The sequence below is a fragment of the Candidiatus Paracoxiella cheracis genome (assembly GCF_049348705.1).
GTDB classification, from domain to species: Bacteria; Pseudomonadota; Gammaproteobacteria; order Coxiellales; family Coxiellaceae; genus Paracoxiella; species Paracoxiella cheracis.
Genome location: NZ_CP186485.1, coordinates 1,426,896 through 1,444,424 on the forward strand (window position 1 = coordinate 1,426,896; position 17,529 = coordinate 1,444,424).

Genomic DNA, 17,529 nt, shown 5'->3' on the forward strand with positions numbered 1-17,529 from the left:
CAATCCCACAACAACATATGAATGGTCAAGAACATGTATAACCCTACTTCACGTAAAATTGCAGTCATCGGCTTAGGTTACGTTGGTCTACCCGTTGCTGTTGCCTTTGCGCAACACAACCCCGTCATCGCCTATGACAAAAACTCCAAACGTATCAAAGAATTACGATCAGGTCACGACTCATCCAGGGAAGTGACCACAAAACAGCTCGCTGCGAGTCAATTGCTCCTCACGGACAACCCTGATGACCTAGCCGACGCAGATTTTTACATTGTTGCAGTGCCAACGCCGGTCAATCAATCAAAGCATCCCGACCTGAGTTTACTGCTGAATGCATCCGAAACGATCGGAAAGCACCTTAAGCAAGGCGATATCGTGGTCTACGAATCGACTGTTTACCCCGGCGCTACCGAAAACGACTGTGCACCCGTGCTAGAGGCTGCCTCCGGCTTAACTTGCGGTAGCGATTTTACGCTAGGCTACTCGCCCGAGCGTATTAATCCCGGTGACACCGAACACCGTTTCGAAAATATTACTAAAATTGTTGCTGGCCAAGATGAAAAAACACTCGATATTATTGCGGATGTTTACGGCAGCGTGGTCACTGCAGGCATTTACCGCGCCCCCGATATCAAAACGGCCGAAGCCGCAAAAGTAATCGAAAACACCCAACGCGATATTAATATTGCGTTGATGAACGAACTAGCTATCATTTTTGACCGCATGCATATCGACACTCAAGAAGTTTTAAAAGCCGCTGGTACTAAATGGAATTTTTTACCGTTCACACCCGGATTAGTTGGCGGACATTGTATCGGTGTTGATCCTTATTATTTAACTTACCAAGCGCAACGTTATGGTTATCAGCCCGAGGTTATTTTATCCGGTCGACGTATCAACGATCATGTGGGCAAACATATAGCAGAACAAACTATCAAGCACATGATTCATAAAGGCTACACAATAAAAGGCGCTAAAGTCGCTGTACTGGGCCTCACTTTTAAAAAAAATTGTCCCGATTTACGCAATACCAAAGTCATTGACATCATTCGTGAACTTAACGATTATGGTATCGAATGTTTGGTTCATGATCCCATTGCCGATGCTGATGTCGCCAAGCAACTCTATGACGTCGACTTAAAATCTTGGGATGACATTCAAAACGTTGATGCCATCGTGCTTGCTGTTGCACATGATCAATATCAACAATATTCAATCGCGCAATATCATGCCAAAATGGCAAATCACTCTATTATTGTCGATGTCAAAGGCGTTTTAAATAAACAAGAATGTCAGGAAAATGGCATTCAACTCTGGAGATTGTAATGAATATCTTAGTCACAGGTTGCGCCGGTTTTATTGGTTATCACTTGGCAGAACAGTTGCTCGCACGCGGCGACCACGTAGTCGGCCTCGACAATCTCAATGATTATTACGATGTCGCACTCAAAAAAGCGCGATTAGCTAATTTAAAAACGTCTCCTAATTTCGAATTCGTTAAGTTAGACCTTTCTGACCGAAACGGCATGGCCGATTTATTTAAAAACCATCAATTTGATGTTGTGGTGAATCTAGCGGCACAAGCCGGGGTGCGTTATTCGATAACCGACCCATTCGCCTATATCGACTCTAACCTCGTTGGTTTTGCACACATCTTACAAGGCTGTCGCGAACAACGAGTGAAAAACTTAGTATTTGCATCATCCAGTTCAGTGTACGGCGCAAACACCACTTATCCTTTTTCAGAAAATGATAACGTCGACCACCCCGTTGCGCTCTATGCCGCCACTAAAAAATCCAACGAACTCATGGCACACAGTTATGCGCATTTATTTAATCTGCCTTGCACAGGCTTGCGCTTTTTCACTGTGTATGGCCCCTGGGGTCGCCCTGACATGGCGCTTTTTAAATTCACACAAAACATAATAGCGGGTAAGCCTATTGATGTTTATAACCACGGCGATATGGCACGCGATTTCACCTACGTTGATGATATTATCAAAGGTGTCATTTTAGCGATCGATAACCCTGCAAAACCCGACCCTAATTGGTCGAGCGATAAACCGAATTCTGCAACAAGTTATGCCCCTTATCGCGTCTTTAATATCGGCAGCAATAAACCTGTAAAATTAATGGATTTCATTGCAACGCTTGAAAAAATTCTCGATAAAAAAGCCATTAAAAACATGCTGCCCATGCAGCCGGGTGACGTCGCCGAAACGTATGCCGATACCTCTCACCTCGAATCTGCCCTAAGCTACAAACCCACCACTGATCTCGAGCACGGTATTCGTGAATTTGTTAAGTGGTATATTAACTACTATCAATTGAACGCAATAAATATTTAAGGGTAACTCTCGAAATCTATTTTTTAAATGGCTTTCAATTGCAGCAAAGAGAGAGCAATTGAAATCACTTCGACAAACCCTGATACATCTCCAAAGTTTGCTTTAACACAGTATCTAACGAAAAATCGTGCTCGACGAACTTTCGCCCCTTCTCACCCATGCTTTTTCGTAAATCCAGATTACCAATTAATTTTAACAACGCATTTGCAAGTGCCTTTCCATTTTTAATCGGAACCAAGAAACCATTTTCACCATCGCGGACAACGTCACGACAACCCGGTGAATCCGTTGTCACAATCACGCGTGCACTTGCTGCTGCTTCTACTAAAACACGCGGCAATCCCTCACGATATGAAGGCAAACAAACAATATTCGATTGACCCAGAACAATCGGCATATCATCACGCTCACCCCACCATTCAATAATCCCTTCATTGACCCAAGCTTTTAATTGCGTCTCAGGCACAACGGCTGGGTTGGCATAATCAAAATAACCTGCTAACACAAAACGTGCTAATACATTCTGTTGTTTCAACATCCGCGCCGCTTCCACAAATTCCGCAACACCTTTGTCCCATAACACGCGTGAAGGTAAAATAACGATTGGCTCTGATTCGTTAGACTCTTCTGTAGGCTGATACAGCTTCATATCAACCCCTGATCCGCGTATTAAAATCGTCTGATCATCGTTGAGCATTTTTTTATTGATAAAAAAACTACGATCATCTTCGTTTTGAAAGATCGCACACATATTCGGATGAGCAAACGATATTTTATAGGCCAATAACACCAACGAGCGCAGTATTTTTATTTTGTTTTTATCGCCAACAAATAAATAACCGAGCCCCGATATTGCATTCACAACCGCAGGAACTCGCGCCAACCTTGCCGCCATCCCGCCGTATAAAATAGGTTTAATCGTCACATGATGAACGATATCTGGTTTAATACGCTTATACAGATTGTATAAAGAAAAAATTGAAATGACATCTCGATAAGGATTAAGCCCCCCTCGATCCATAGAAATGCAGTGATGAATTAATCCATTAGCTGTGATAGTGTCATTTAATTCCGAGGGTGGTGTAGCAACATGCACCTCATAACCTGCTTCTTGCGCTGCTTTCGCCAACGTCAAACGATGCGATAAAAAGAACTTAGCTCCGCTGACTACGATTAACAATTTTTTCTTCATAAAGGATTGCTCTTATGAAAACCATCTAGCCAAGCTTGAAACATTAAAACATTCCATAATTCATATTGCCAATTTCGATGGCCAGAAAGATGCTCTCGCCATTTTTGTTGAATCGAGGCAACATCAAAAAAACCTTGTTCACGAAGGCGATTAGGATTGATTAAATCTTCTGCCCAATCATGCAATGGCCCTCGCAACCATTGACCGACCGGCACACCAAACCCCATCTTGGGTCGATCAATTAATTTTGCAGGCACATAGCGGTGCAAGACTTCTTTTAATAAATATTTTCCGTGATTATTTTTCATTTTAAGATCTAAGGGCAGTTGCCAGGCAAACTCTACAACACGGTAATCCAACAAAGGTGCCCGAGCCTCAAGACTCACACCCATCGATGCCCGATCCACCTTCGTGAGTATATCCCCCGGCAAATAGCGGATCATATCAAAATACATCATTTTGTGTGTCAAATCTGGAAAGTCGATACCAGGTGTTTTTGATAAATTGGGCTCAATTGCATTTAATACAACTGTTTGTGGTTCTTTCCAGCTTGATATTAAATCAAGATACATTTTTTCAGGCTGATCATGCTGCAACATATGCGCTAATTTATGTAACTTATCACCGGGATTTGGCAGCTTCATAAGTTTAGGCAAGGCGAGCGCTACTATCTTCACGCATTGATCCCAGCGTTGCGGCGATAAGCTCGTCATCAACTTTAAAATAGGTTGTTTTAATGCGGATGGTAGTCGGCCAAAACGCGACCAAAACAAAGGTACCCATCGATGACGATTGTAACCTGCAAATAGTTCATCACCACCATCACCCGACAAAGCTACTGTCACGTGTTGCTTTGCGAGCTGTGAAACTAAATAAGTTGGAATTTGCGAGACATCTGAAAACGGCTCGTCGTATATTTGTGGCAAGAGAGGAATCACATCCATCGCTTCTTTAGGCGTAACGTATAATTCCGTGTGATCTGTACCCAAATATTTAGCCACCTCTGCAGCATGTTTAGCTTCGTTATAACCATTCTCATGGAATCCAATCGTAAAAGTTTTTACTGGATTATCACTGAGTGTTTGCATGAGTGCGACTATTGTTGAAGAATCGATACCCCCCGACAAAAATGCACCCAACGGCACATCGGCGATCATTCGTAACCGAACCGCATCTAACAATATATCATGCAATTTTGTTTTAGCTTCAGTTTCGGGTGCTGTAAATGGCTGGCTTAGCGCTATCGAAATTACGCTTTCACTATTCCAATACAAGTCACTATTCAGATTTTCTTTATAACTAATAGTTAATAAGCCACCGGGTAGTACCTTAAATGTGTTTTTAAAAATAGAAAAAGGTTCTGGCACATAACAATAGCGTAAATATAAAGCTAAGGCATTGCGATCGATGTCTTTTTTAAAAGCGGGATGGGCAGATAATGCTTTTATTTCAGATCCAAATAAAAAATAATTCCCCATTCTTGCATAATAAAGCGGTTTTTTACCCATCCGGTCGCGAGCCAAATGCAATATCTTTTCTTGCCGATCCCAAAGTGCAAAAGCGAACATGCCATTGCAGCGACAAAGTGCGTCTTTTATTCCCCAGTGCGCAATGGCTTCTAACAAAACTTCTGTATCAGATGTACTACGAAACTGGACTCCGGCTTCGATTAATTCATGACGCAAGTCGCGGTAATTATAAATTTCACCATTATAAACCAAAACGTAACGACCGCTGTGTGACACCATGGGCTGGTGACCACCGTTTGATACATCAATAATTTTCAAGCGGCGAAATGATAATGCAATACCATGATGAGTATCGTTCCATACACCGTGATCATCTGGACCTCGATGATGCAAACGATTAGCCATCGCTGTTGCAACTTCAGTTAATTCTGAAGAAGTAGCATTTGCGCTGAAATCAATATATCCCGCTATTCCACACATTATTTTTCAACCACTTTTGATGTAGTGAGTGAAGGCTCGCTTAATAATTTTTCGTACTGCATTTCATAATGATGAATGCAACTTTTCAATGAGAAACATTGTACTGCTCGTTCATGAGAAGCTAACGCCATCTGTTGTCGACGTGCTGGATCATTTGCTAATGACAAAATAGCTTGCGCTAATTGAGTTGAATTTTTAGGTGGAACAACCAAACCATTGAGGCCATCCAATACTGCTTCGGCGTTACCGCCCACATCAGTTACCACCATCGGCAATTCCATGGCCATGCTTTCCAAAATACTATTAGAAAAACCTTCTTCGTGTGAACATAAAATACCAAGATCAGCTTGAGATAATAATGAAACAACATCTGAGCATTCACCAAGCCATTGGATATGATTTGATAATTGCAAATCGCTGGTTAACGTTTTTAGCACATTTTCCATGCCTGCGTCTTTTCCTACACATAGCAATTTCCAATGTTTGGGTAATTCCTGTTTAATAGAAACCAATGCGTGAATTAAATCTATATGCCCCTTATAAGCAAATAAATTTGCAACAATAATCATTGTAAATGAATCTTTCGTTTTTTCTGCACCACTTTTATGAAATTTTTCTAAATCGACACCATTATATAGCAACACTAACTTATCTTCCGAAACACCTTCTTCAAGCAATTGCCGATTCACAGCTTTAGAATTTCCAATAATTAAATCGGTTTTCTTATACAACCAGCGCTCGATTCGTGATAAAAAAACATGCTTGGTTTGATAGTAATTAAGGCTACGCCGGCTCATCACTAACTTTGTACACCGGGTCACAATCGCACAGATACCACCCATTAAATAAGTACCTGGCAAAAAGCAGTGAACAATGGCCGGCCTTAATCGCAACATCAAAAAAGATAATTTTAATGAAGAGATGCCATATAATAAGTATCGACCTAATCTACCAAATTTCCTTAAAACAGCGGCACACGGCGGCTCTATCACGTTGACACCTTGCGATTCTAGTGCCCCTGCAAGCACACCTTTATGACTTGTTGTATACACAACAATAGTGTATTTTTCTCGATTAATTTTTGAAAATACTTGTAGGACATGCCCTTCCGTGCCACCACGGTTTAGGCTGCTAATTACAATGAGTATAGACTTTTTAGCCACACATTATCCTCAAAGGTTTATCCAAAAAAACAGTTTTAGTTTTTTGACAAAAAAACAGTACGAGCACCTCCAATGTGACAAATTAAATCAATAGCATCATCTGGCTTGATATCTTTAAAAATCACGCGATGTACAAAATCGGTTTTTATCGGTTCGGTGCTTTCGTAACCTTTTTTTACAAACTCGCTCGATACCAGACTCTGCATTAGATGCTAAGTATTGAACGCGGTAACCGCAATTAAATAATGCACGAAGAACCAATTCCATATCATGGTCTTTATTATATCGCGTAATATGCGTTTCAAAAATAATCATTGGAGCGAATTCACCATTTTGAATTACCGGCAGCATGCCATTAATCACCTCCACCTCATGCCCTTCGACATCCATACGAATTAGATCGGGCTTAGCAATATTTTCCATGACATCAACTACTGTCATAGTTTTTACCTTAATCGTTTCACCTGTTAAGTCATGAATACCCGATCCAGTATTATGAAACGTGTTTAGATTAGATGAATTCGCCATGAAAAATTCGCGCTCAGCATTGGTATCGGATATCGCTCCTTGAAACACATCAACGTTTTTACAGCCATTTAACTCTACGTTGCACTTCAACAGAGCAATATTACTCGGTGAAGGCGCAACGGCAATGATTTTACCTGCTGAACCGACTAGCTTTGATTCCATGATAGCGTAATACCCAATATTCGCACCAATATCTAATACAGTCATTCCTGGCTTCAATACTTTTTCCAGCATGATTTTATGTTCGAGTTCACGCTTACCAAATAATAATAATGTTCGCGATATCCCTGGGTCTTGCAAATCAAGATACATTTCATAGTTATATATTTTCTTTTTGATGAAACGTTTTTCTTGTTTTTGAGCATTTAACATAATAAGCAAACGATAGTAAAGTGCTACAAAAAAACCTTGTATGCCACAGTATTTAATAATTGAAATCATGATTCGAGCTCCCTTTCTAGTTATAGAATATATCCTTTAAATTCAAATTTTCTTAAAACATGATTCGATTACTTGGCTATCCAATTAGCCTCTTAAAATTATCACTAAATAATTGAGCTGCCTGCGGACCAGATAAATATTGACGGTAAAAATTCTGCCCCCCTTCAGCAATGTCTATCAAATCTTTATAACTTGCTATCATTTCTTCAATGCGTTGATGGATATGATTTAAGTTCCAATCAAATGAAAGCATTGTTTCTTTATCCCTAAATAAATTAGGCCACGTCTCCATATGGCTCATATCGGGCTTTATTAACACCCCACCTGTCAAAAAAACTTCAAAATCTTTTAACGTAATTTCACCTAGCCCAAAAGGCGATATCACAAATTTACTAACCTGGAGCTCACGATAATAGTGTCTGCGCGATAATTTATTGGTAAGAACGAAAGATTTCAATTTATCACGAATTTGACGGCGCTGCCAAGCAACAGAATCACGCGCATAAGTAATGCCCATCCGACAGGACAAATCATTAACTCTCTCAACTGTTGGGCTGATAAATTTATTGGGATAAGACAGTAAACCAGAGATGGGTATTTTTTTATACAACATCATACGATAGGGACCATACAGCGAATAATCAGCCAACCCAGAATTCCAACCAATTTTTAATTTGGGTAGTAAACCTGCATTCTGAACGGGTTCAGAATATAGTGCGTTCTTATCATTCACTTCATAGTGCCGATGATAATAATCGGCATAAAATCGATGCCCATATAAAGGCTTTAAATAAAGTGTTTTATCTTTCAATAATTGATTTTTAACATAACTATTCACATAGGGCAAAACACGCACATGCGGGAACCCACTGCTATCACTGATATCAAAATAAATAACTTTAGCAATTTTTTCACGAAATACTGAAAATTTCTCAAGTACGCTGTCGGTATTACATGCCCAATCTGCACTAAAATATTTGCTTTCGACAATCAGTATGTCACAGGAATAAAGAGACTCTTTAATATCTTCATAAAAATCGATTTTAATTCCATGCTCTCTCAACGCCTGCCGATGCTTAATAAGTGGAAATAAAAAAGCACAGCCATTAGGGCTATCAAAGCCTTTTGTTAATACGTTAATTTTTACCCGAGGATTGAATTCCATGTACCTACCACTTCTTCAATTGAGTGATTACTCAGTCGTTCACTAGCCGCTGCTGCTAATTGCTCACGCAGGTGTTCATCGCTAGCCAAACGAGACAAAGCATTTGCTAAAGCATCGACGCTTTCAACTGGCACAACTAGTCCCGATATATTATTTTGTACATATTCCAACGGACCGGGTAATGCATCACTGATAATCACCGGCAAATCACAACTCATTGCTTCAAGTAATGCATTTGGCATGCCCTCATGACGCGAATGCATTACAAATATTTGTGATGCAAAATAATAAGGAAAAGGATTGTTAACACGCCCATACCATTTAATATACGGAACGATGCCAAGATATTTTGCCTGCCTCTGCAACTGCTCTCGCAGATCACCCTCTCCAATAATGGCCAATCGCCAATGTGAATGATGTTGATGAAATTTAGCAAATGCTTGCAGTAATACATCATACGCTTTTTGGTGATGAAGCCTTCCAACCGCTAAGATGGTAGGATTCTCAAATGCAACAGAGGTATCAACCACTAATTCAGCAATGGGATTTTGAATCCATTTTAGTTTATTCCTCGGCACAAAATCAGACAGCGTTTCAATGGCTGTTTGAGTATTGGCGGTAACCCTATCAGCACGTCGATACAATTTCCGGCGTAGTAAATCCCAAGCAACGCCAAATGATTGTCTTGCCGGATCATTGCGTTCCGAAATAATTAATGGAATATTCAATTTATGCGCAGCTAAAATTGTTAAAATATTAGTCGCACAAAGAAAAGAAAGTATTTTCTTTGGCTTAATATTCGTTAGCTGCTTTCTTAATTTTTTAATACGCTTAATATTTGCCAACAACCCCAGGAATTTATTTTTGGAATCACCTACTCCACCAACCACATAACGATCGACTGTTGTTGGCAATCTAAAGAAATCAGTTTCTTCAGTGCTAAGAGTGAGTACGGCAATCGACTTATCGTGGCGACTCCAGTAATTAATGAGTTGACTCACCACGCGTTGGGTTCCACCACTCCCCAAGTCGCTAATCACAATCGCCAAATCGTAACCTTGATGATGTTTAAACGACTGATACTCTGCTACCAACGCATGATAAAAATTCTCTTCGTTAAATTGTGTTTCGACTGTGTTATATGCTTGCTTAATCATTTCCTGTCGCAAGCTATCGTCATTGACTGCCATTACAATGGCATCTGAGAGTGCTGCCGTATCACCGTAATCAACTAGCAAGCCATTCACTTTATTTTCAATAATTTCAGTGATACCACCTACATGAGTCGCAATAGCACAAACGCCATGCGCCATGGCCTCAATGACAACTCGACCAAAACCCTCATTTTGAGAAGGCAATATTAAAATATCAAATTCCGACAAGTGTTGTTTGGCATCCTTTATATATCCTAAAAAATTTAGGTTTCTATCAAGCTTAAGCTGCTTACCCAATTCAAATAAATATTCATAGAGGCTCCCTGTACCAATAATCGTTAAAGTTAAGTCTGGAATAGAGCGCAATGCTACTGCAAAACTTTCCAATAAAAAATCCAGCCCTTTTCCTGGCTCAAGTCTACCCACATAAACGATCTTTTTAGGTGGAGATTGAGCACTCAAAGGTTGACGTTTAACGGAACCATCATAAGGGTTATGCAGCACGCTTATTCGTTTCACAGAAATGCCAGCCTTCTCCCAACACTGTTTTACTGCACCTGATACAGCTAATGCTTTATAGTTTAATTTTTCCATAAAGCGGACATGAGAATGAGTAAAACCAAAAGAATGCAATGTTCTGAGGTGTGAGATAAGCGGCAGCTTCAAACGTTTTGCTACCCAAAATCCAATAAAGTTACGAATAGGCTGATTATTTAAATGTATTAACTCAATATGGTTATCACGTGCTATTTTAATGACTTGTCGATAGCAGGAATGTTGCAGCAATAGCTCTATATAAACACACAATGATGGAAAAATCCGCCTTGAAACTCCCATCAATTTATTATAAATATACTTAAATTTATTATGAGTCGTTGTATAAATAGGATTATCAACACGAATAACATGAGCTCCCAGCGCTTCATACTGCTCAATAAAAGGTGATGAATTCCATAAAATGACGGTAAGTTGATGGCCTTGCACAGAAAGCAGCGTTAACATTTGCAATAAACTTACAAATGAACCACCATGACCTGATTCACCGGCTTCCATAAATAATATATTCATGATACTAATTTATTCTACTTTTTCGAGTAATTCATTATTTTTGAGACGATATTGCTCGCCCGTTCGCGGACAAATCAAATCCATTCCCAGTCGTTCACCACTTCGACTTACCCAGCCAACTTGTTTTGCGGGCACACCCACCATCAATGCATAAGGGGCTACATTTTTAGTAACAACAGCGCCTGCTGCAATAAAGCTATATTCACCCAATTCGATTCCGCATAAAATCGTGGCATTCGCCCCAATCGTTACCCCACGTCTCACTAGAGTCTGCCGGAATTCATTTTTACGCTCTATTCCAGCACGTGGATTGATGACGTTTGTGAATACAGCCGAAGGACCACAAAAAACCTCATCCTCGAGAGTCACACCTTTATAAACACTGACATTATTTTGTATTTTGCACCGATTGCCTAAAGTGACATCGGGACCAATACACGCATTTTGTCCAATGATGCAATCACGTCCAATGGTAACGTTTGACATGATATGACTGAAATGCCAGATTTTTGTGCCATCCCCGATCTCACTTGGCATGTCAACATAAGCACTTTCGTGAATATAGATACTCATTTTTAAATATCCACAATTCCAACTTGATTGAGATAATGCATCACATCAAAAGAAACAACACCTCTTGCCACTTTATAATGTTCTAAATAGTGCTTTCGACCATAATCGACATATTGATCGCGATCGGTTGCGTAATAATACATATGATGATAATACTTTACTTTGAATCTCTTACCTGCAAAAAGACCAATGCCTCGAGCAAACCAAGGAATCCAAGCATATTTAACCGTCCATGGTTTAGCCACATCACGCAACGTATCGAAAACGCCTTTATAATTATATTGTTTTAGGTAGTCTATATATAATTTTTGATCGACCTTTAATTCATAAGGAACGGATTCCCAAAAATCCATTAATTGACTATCCCATAAGGGTAATAACCATTTCAAACGAAAGAAATCATAAATACGTTGGCTATTCACTACCATTTTAGATTGTCGCTCTTCCCATTCCCAGGTCTCATAGTTAGAGCACAAACGATCTATTGGAGCTAGAGCATTATCTAGAATAGGAAATTGATTTGTGCTTCGATGCTGGATCCGTTCTAAATTCTCTCTGGTTTTTAAATTCAACCATAATGAACAATGCTTGTTAATCAAAAACTCTAGAATATCCGACAATGTGGTTGCATTATTAGTGAATAAAACTGAAGGAACATGACCGCCCGAAATAAAATCACCGGTTTGTCCATTAATAATGATAGCATCAGCAGGGATAATTTTTTTTTGCGTTAATGTATAAAAGGCTCGAAATCCCAAATAGCTTGGCACACTACACAAACCGGCTGCAAAATCAGTATAAGCGCTACGAGCATTTTTATAAGCTGCATTTTTCATTTGTTTTGATATGAACGGACAAAAAAACCAGGGCACGGCCAACTGCTCAGCAACTTGTTTCGCTCTGTTAGCTTCAAAATTACCTGGCACACCAAAACTAAAAGTTTGAAGGCGATCATACTTATGCTCAACCAATTTGGCGATGATTAATCTTGAATCTAAGCCCCCACTTAAAGGCACCCAAATCGGTGCGCCATGCGCACGTTCAATCGTGCGATGAACTACGGCATCAACAACCTGTGATAATTCATTTAATAGATCAGAAGCTGATTTAGTCGTTGTTGGTGTTGGGACGTATCGATAATATCGCTTTATTTCCGGTGCATCTGATCCTTTTTTCCAAAATAAACATTCGCCTCCTTGTAACTGATACAAATCTCGATACAACGTATCACGATTAAAAACGTATCCAGCCATGTTAAATTCTAACAATGATTGAGAATTGATCGTTTCCAAATGACAATGATTCCGTAACTTCACGGCAGAGTTTGCCACAAATACTTCATTATCATACTGACTATAGTAAACAGGGTAGCTGCGCAAGCGATCAACACTAGCAAACAAAAACTCAGGATGATCCACAATAATGCCAAAGCAACCGTATTCTGACTTTAATAAGGCAAGCAACCGATCTGATATTTTCTGTTCTTCCAATAACTCCGTTATAATTTTCTGAGCATGTTCTACAACACCATTCAAATATAGGGTTACAGTTGACATTCTAATACGGCGCCAACCATACGAATCACTGATGAATAAATTTTTACTTTGCTTTACCATGCACTTTCACTTTCTGTTTCAGTTGCAGAAATATTATAAATTCGACGAAAATCAGCAGAACCTCTAATCAGTTCATCATAGGTACCAACAGCAACGATCTTCCCTTCTTGCAACTGAATTAATTGGTCACAAAATTTAACTGATGATAGGCGATGCGCAATAATAATTAATGTTTTCTCTTTCATCAAACTAACAAGAGATTCATTAAATTCTTTTTCTGTTGCAGAATCGAGTGAATTAGTCGCTTCATCCATAACTAAAATATCAGGATCTCGATACAAAGCTCTTGCAATACCAATCCTTTGTCGCTGACCGCCTGATAACTTCACCCCATTTTCCCCGATTTGTGTATCAAGCCCATCAGGCAGCCCATTAACAAAGCTTTTAAGCTGCGCCACTTTTATCGCTCTATTAATAGCATCACTATTTACTTTATCCTCAGGAATGCCAAATGCAATATTTTCCTTAATGGTGCCATCGAATAAAAAAGTTTGCTGAGGCACATAACCAACCAAATTCGCCAGTGCTAAGTTTTCAAACTTAGTGATATTCACATCATCGCACCAGATTTCTCCTCTCTCAATAGGCAATAAACCTAGAAGCACATCCACTAATGTGCTTTTCCCAGCACCCGATTCACCTACAATACCAGTCGCTGTCTTTTTTTTGATCTCTAAAGATAAGTTAGATAGCACATCTTTTTGACTTTTCGGATACTTATAATAAATATTTTTCAACAACAGTGTATTTTCAAATTTAATATTGGATTGTTCTTGGCTTTGTTTTTTGATACGTTCATTGATTGTTGATAATTCATCCACAGCATCTCTAACAATAAAAGCCATGGGTTTATATCTTCTAATGGTACCAATAGATGTTGAAATACGATTCGCTGATGGCAACAATCGTTGCACGCAAACTGCAATCAAACCAATAACAGGAAGAATAGCAATTAAATTTCCACGCGAAATTATCAAATATAATAAGATAATAAGCAGTATCCCAAAGCCCATTACGTTCATTGAGATTGCAGGAATATTCGAGACAACATTAAACTCAATCAACTGATTAGATAATTTATGCTGCCAATGTAAAAACCGATTAATGAAATAATTTTCAACACTATATACCTTTACATCTTTCAATCCTGTTAAAGCATCTGCGGCCGTCTTATAAGCAAATCTATTGCACATTTCATTTGCTTTACCTAAATTACGAATCCTATTTTTAGTGGATCTCACTGCTAACCAAAGAAATCCACACAGAACAACTACGACTAACATAACTAACGCAGGATCTGCCCAAATCATCAAACTTATTAAGGCAACAGCGACAATGATATCGGTCAACATCGTCAAAATAGCTGTTAATATCGCCGACACACCCGCTACGTCAACCAACAAATGTTTAGAAAGAACAGATGAATTTCTATTGAATGCTTCTGAATAGGGCATACTCAAAAAACTTCTCAAGCAAAAACTTGTCAGACGATTATTAAGTTGGTACGTGAATTTAGATTGACAATAATTATTTAAACAACTCATTAAGCCTTTAAATAAAATCATGATAAATATCATTATTCCAGCAAACACTAAAAAACTATTATTGTTATTAAAATGGAAGTACTGGTAGATTGATTCCAAGACATGATTTTCATGAATAATAGATTGTTGCCCTAAAATTTTGATATATGGAAATAACGACCCAATTCCCATCAATTCAATGACCGCAGTTAACACCATCATAGACAACAAAAACAACAGGAAACGCCTATCAGATTTGTTTAAAAATGAAAACATAATTTTCGTAAATTCTATCATAATAAAATCTCTTTAAGACTACTTGATGCCTGCCTACTTTTAAGTACGCTACCGCCCTACAGTTTGTTAAAACACCGTATCAATCAAAAATACCCCAATATCACACTTTTTTATGGGGCTAAAATATCGGGCACAAAGATACAATCAGCATCAACACTACATGCCAATTCCTGTTTTGCTCTTAGCGGTGCCTCTAGTGTTGTAATTACGTAAACAGATTCAGGTGGCAAATTAGGCAATTTCCGCCATACTGAATAATCCAAAAATGTATCGCGATCCGAGCTGGGATCGAATATACCGAGCACATTAATTGCTGCTCTTGCGGCTTGTAATACAGCGATTTCTGCTAAGTCAGAAATGCCATATAAAACAACATCGCGTCGATTTTTCAATCGACACTCGGTAAATATTTTTAAACATGAATCGCTTGCTCGGCGATAAAACCGAAATGATCTTGATAGATGTTCCGCCATTAACCGACTTTTTTCTGCAAAGCCTTTTGGAGTCAAATAATATAAATAACGGTTAGCGGGGATTTGCTCGATTTTTACTAATCCTTTACTGATGCAATGCTTGAGATAAGAGTTTGTCAGACCAAGCGCCAACCCGAGTCGTTTCGCTAAACCCCGTTGAGTCATGTGGCTCTGTTGTTCAATTGTTTGGAGAATAGGGAGCGTAATCTCCATATCGTCATCAGCGTTCATAGCATGAACACTGTACACGAACGGGTAAAATTATCAAGCCCCTTATTATTCTGAACGACCAATGGCGTCGATGGGCACTTCCACTTTCATCGCTTTGCCGACAATATCTAACAACACGGTCACTCGCTTTGTGCCGGACTTTGCTTCGAACAGACCTTGATAACCCGCCATAACACCATCCAAAATTTGAATACTTTCACCTTGTTTAAACTCCGGGACTGTCGGCTCCGAAGAAGGCTTATTCTCTTGATTCTTCATTAAAAATTCAATTAATGGAGTGGGCACCTTAGCTGGCATACCACCAAAACGAACTAAAGAAGTAACACCTTTCGTAGAACGAATAGGCGCCCAATTATCGCTAATAGGGTTCAAGTAAATGAATAAGTAACGAGGGAACATGGGTTCGCTGATCATCTGATACCGACCTTGCCGCCGTTTTGACAGTTGCACATAGGGCAAATAAACACGATATCCCTGACGAACAAGATTCGTTTCAGCCACCTTTTCCTGCTTTGGCTTTGTATAGATAAGAAACCAAGTACTAAGAGACTCTATATTGTCTTCAAGCATTGACACTTTGTCGGCTCAACAACCCCAATAAATCATCCGTTAATTTTCTCACATCTTGCTCGGTTAAGTAAGGGTGGAATGGCAAACTGAGCACTCGTTCAGAGGTCGCCTCCGAAATCGGGAACTCTTGCGACGAGTCTAAGTAGCGAGACATTATTGGCTGTTTATTCAACGGGATAGGATAATGTATAGCCGTTGGAATTCCAAGCTCTTTTAATGCGAGCCTGATCTCATCTCGATCATCTAGTTGAATTGTATATTGTGCATAGGCACTCACATTGAATGGCTCAATATAAGGGGTAATTATTTGCCCCTTAAGATGATGATCATACCACTTAGCAACCTGTTGGCGCTGAGCTAATTCTTCTTTAAAAACGTCAAGTTTTGCAAGCAACACTGCTGCTTGAATACTATCGAAGCGCGCATTGATGCCAATTGAGGTATGATGATAGCGCCCCTCCTCACCATGATGTCTCAGGGACTTCATCTTGTGAGCCAATTTATCATCATGGGTAAAGCAAGCACCCCCATCCCCATAGCAACCCAATGGTTTTGAAGGAAAAAAGCTGGTAGTCGCTATCGTTGAAAGCCCACAAGAGTGGCGCCCATGATAGGTTGCCCCCAAACTCTGAGCGGCATCTTCAATGACGGTCAGGCCATGTTTTGCGGCAATTGCATTAATTGGATCCAAATCAGCACATTGACCATACAAACTGACTGGTATAATCGCTTTGGTGCAGGATGTGATGGCCGACTCAATTAATGCCGGATCGATGTTATATGTTTTCGGATCGATATCGACAAAAACGGGTTTTGCACCTAACAAAATAATGGTCTCTGCCGTCGCAAAAAAGCTAAATGGTGTGGTAATAACTTCATCGCCAGGCTGAATATCAATAGCCATTAAGGCTACTTGCAAAGCTGTGGTCCCACTCGATACGGCGATGCAGTGCTTAGCTCCAACTAATTCCGCAAGGTGCTCCTCCAACTCGGCAACCTCTGGGCCCATGATATATTGGCCGTGATCGAGGACAACTTGAATTCTTGCGTCAATCGACGCTTTAAGATTGTGATACTGTTGATTTAAATCGATAAATTTCATAAATAATCTCAACATCTCCATATAAACCTAAGGGGGCACCTCAAAAGGGTGCCCCGAACTCCGAAATGGTACTTTAAACAACCAGTTATTGCAATCTCAATAAGGAGGATGCCGTTCAACTTTACAAATTAAGGTT

At 39.6% G+C, this 17,529-nt stretch carries 14 protein-coding genes; 2 read left to right on the plus strand and 12 right to left on the minus strand.

Features of this window, described 5'->3' with window-relative positions; genetic code table 11:
* Window positions 1-33 precede the first annotated feature (33 nt).
* Both ACJMKR_RS07480 and ACJMKR_RS07485 read left to right on the plus strand, forming a co-directional pair.
* The gene (locus ACJMKR_RS07480) at window positions 34-1,326 is read left to right on the plus strand and encodes a nucleotide sugar dehydrogenase (RefSeq protein WP_423062527.1); all 1,293 of its coding nucleotides are present in this window, start codon (window positions 34-36) and stop codon (window positions 1,324-1,326) included.
* Complete coding sequence (locus ACJMKR_RS07485; RefSeq protein ID WP_423062528.1) at window positions 1,326-2,348, plus strand: NAD-dependent epimerase; 1,023 nt, start codon at window positions 1,326-1,328, stop codon at window positions 2,346-2,348. Before ACJMKR_RS07480 ends, ACJMKR_RS07485 begins: the two co-directional genes overlap by 1 nt.
* A gap of 64 nt (window positions 2,349-2,412) precedes the next feature.
* Here ACJMKR_RS07485 and ACJMKR_RS07490 read toward each other — a convergent pair whose 3' ends face one another.
* From ACJMKR_RS07490 to ACJMKR_RS07545, 12 genes are all read right to left on the minus strand, one after another.
* The gene (locus ACJMKR_RS07490) at window positions 2,413-3,540 is read right to left on the minus strand and encodes a glycosyltransferase family 4 protein (RefSeq protein ID WP_423062529.1); all 1,128 of its coding nucleotides are present in this window, start codon (window positions 3,538-3,540) and stop codon (window positions 2,413-2,415) included.
* A complete protein-coding gene (gene asnB, locus ACJMKR_RS07495; RefSeq protein WP_423062530.1) occupies window positions 3,537-5,489 on the minus strand; it encodes an asparagine synthase (glutamine-hydrolyzing) in 1,953 nt (650 codons plus the stop codon). The genes ACJMKR_RS07490 and asnB overlap by 4 nt, the downstream gene beginning before the upstream one ends.
* Window positions 5,489-6,652 (minus strand): glycosyltransferase, encoded by a 1,164-nt coding sequence (locus ACJMKR_RS07500; RefSeq protein WP_423062531.1) that lies wholly within the window; start codon window positions 6,650-6,652, stop codon window positions 5,489-5,491. Before ACJMKR_RS07500 ends, asnB begins: the two co-directional genes overlap by 1 nt.
* A gap of 114 nt (window positions 6,653-6,766) precedes the next feature.
* Window positions 6,767-7,621 (minus strand): FkbM family methyltransferase, encoded by an 855-nt coding sequence (locus ACJMKR_RS07505; protein ID WP_423062532.1) that lies wholly within the window; start codon window positions 7,619-7,621, stop codon window positions 6,767-6,769.
* Between the two features lie 76 nt (window positions 7,622-7,697).
* The gene (locus ACJMKR_RS07510; RefSeq protein ID WP_423062533.1) at window positions 7,698-8,786 is read right to left on the minus strand and encodes a hypothetical protein; all 1,089 of its coding nucleotides are present in this window, start codon (window positions 8,784-8,786) and stop codon (window positions 7,698-7,700) included.
* Window positions 8,765-11,008, minus strand: a complete 2,244-nt coding sequence (locus ACJMKR_RS07515) for a glycosyltransferase (protein ID WP_423062534.1) — start codon at window positions 11,006-11,008, stop codon at window positions 8,765-8,767. Before ACJMKR_RS07515 ends, ACJMKR_RS07510 begins: the two co-directional genes overlap by 22 nt.
* Before the next feature lie 9 nt (window positions 11,009-11,017).
* A complete protein-coding gene (locus tag ACJMKR_RS07520) occupies window positions 11,018-11,581 on the minus strand; it encodes a DapH/DapD/GlmU-related protein (RefSeq protein WP_423062535.1) in 564 nt (187 codons plus the stop codon).
* Between the two features lie 2 nt (window positions 11,582-11,583).
* Window positions 11,584-13,137, minus strand: coding sequence for an asparagine synthase-related protein (locus ACJMKR_RS07525; protein ID WP_423062536.1), 1,554 nt, complete (start codon window positions 13,135-13,137; stop codon window positions 11,584-11,586).
* A 53-nt stretch (window positions 13,138-13,190) separates the two neighbouring features.
* On the minus strand, window positions 13,191-15,017 hold the full coding sequence (locus ACJMKR_RS07530; protein WP_423062537.1) for an ABC transporter ATP-binding protein: 1,827 nt from the start codon (window positions 15,015-15,017) through the stop codon (window positions 13,191-13,193).
* Between the two features lie 110 nt (window positions 15,018-15,127).
* Window positions 15,128-15,721: a winged helix-turn-helix transcriptional regulator gene (locus tag ACJMKR_RS07535; RefSeq protein WP_423062538.1), complete on the minus strand. Its 594-nt coding sequence runs from the start codon at window positions 15,719-15,721 to the stop codon at window positions 15,128-15,130.
* A gap of 45 nt (window positions 15,722-15,766) precedes the next feature.
* Window positions 15,767-16,291 carry a transcription/translation regulatory transformer protein RfaH gene (gene rfaH, locus ACJMKR_RS07540; RefSeq protein WP_423064214.1) on the minus strand — a complete coding sequence of 175 codons (525 nt, stop codon included), beginning with the start codon at window positions 16,289-16,291 and terminating at the stop codon, window positions 15,767-15,769.
* Window positions 16,284-17,393, minus strand: coding sequence for a DegT/DnrJ/EryC1/StrS family aminotransferase (locus tag ACJMKR_RS07545; RefSeq protein WP_423062539.1), 1,110 nt, complete (start codon window positions 17,391-17,393; stop codon window positions 16,284-16,286). Before ACJMKR_RS07545 ends, rfaH begins: the two co-directional genes overlap by 8 nt.
* Between the last annotated feature and the right edge of the window lie 136 nt (window positions 17,394-17,529).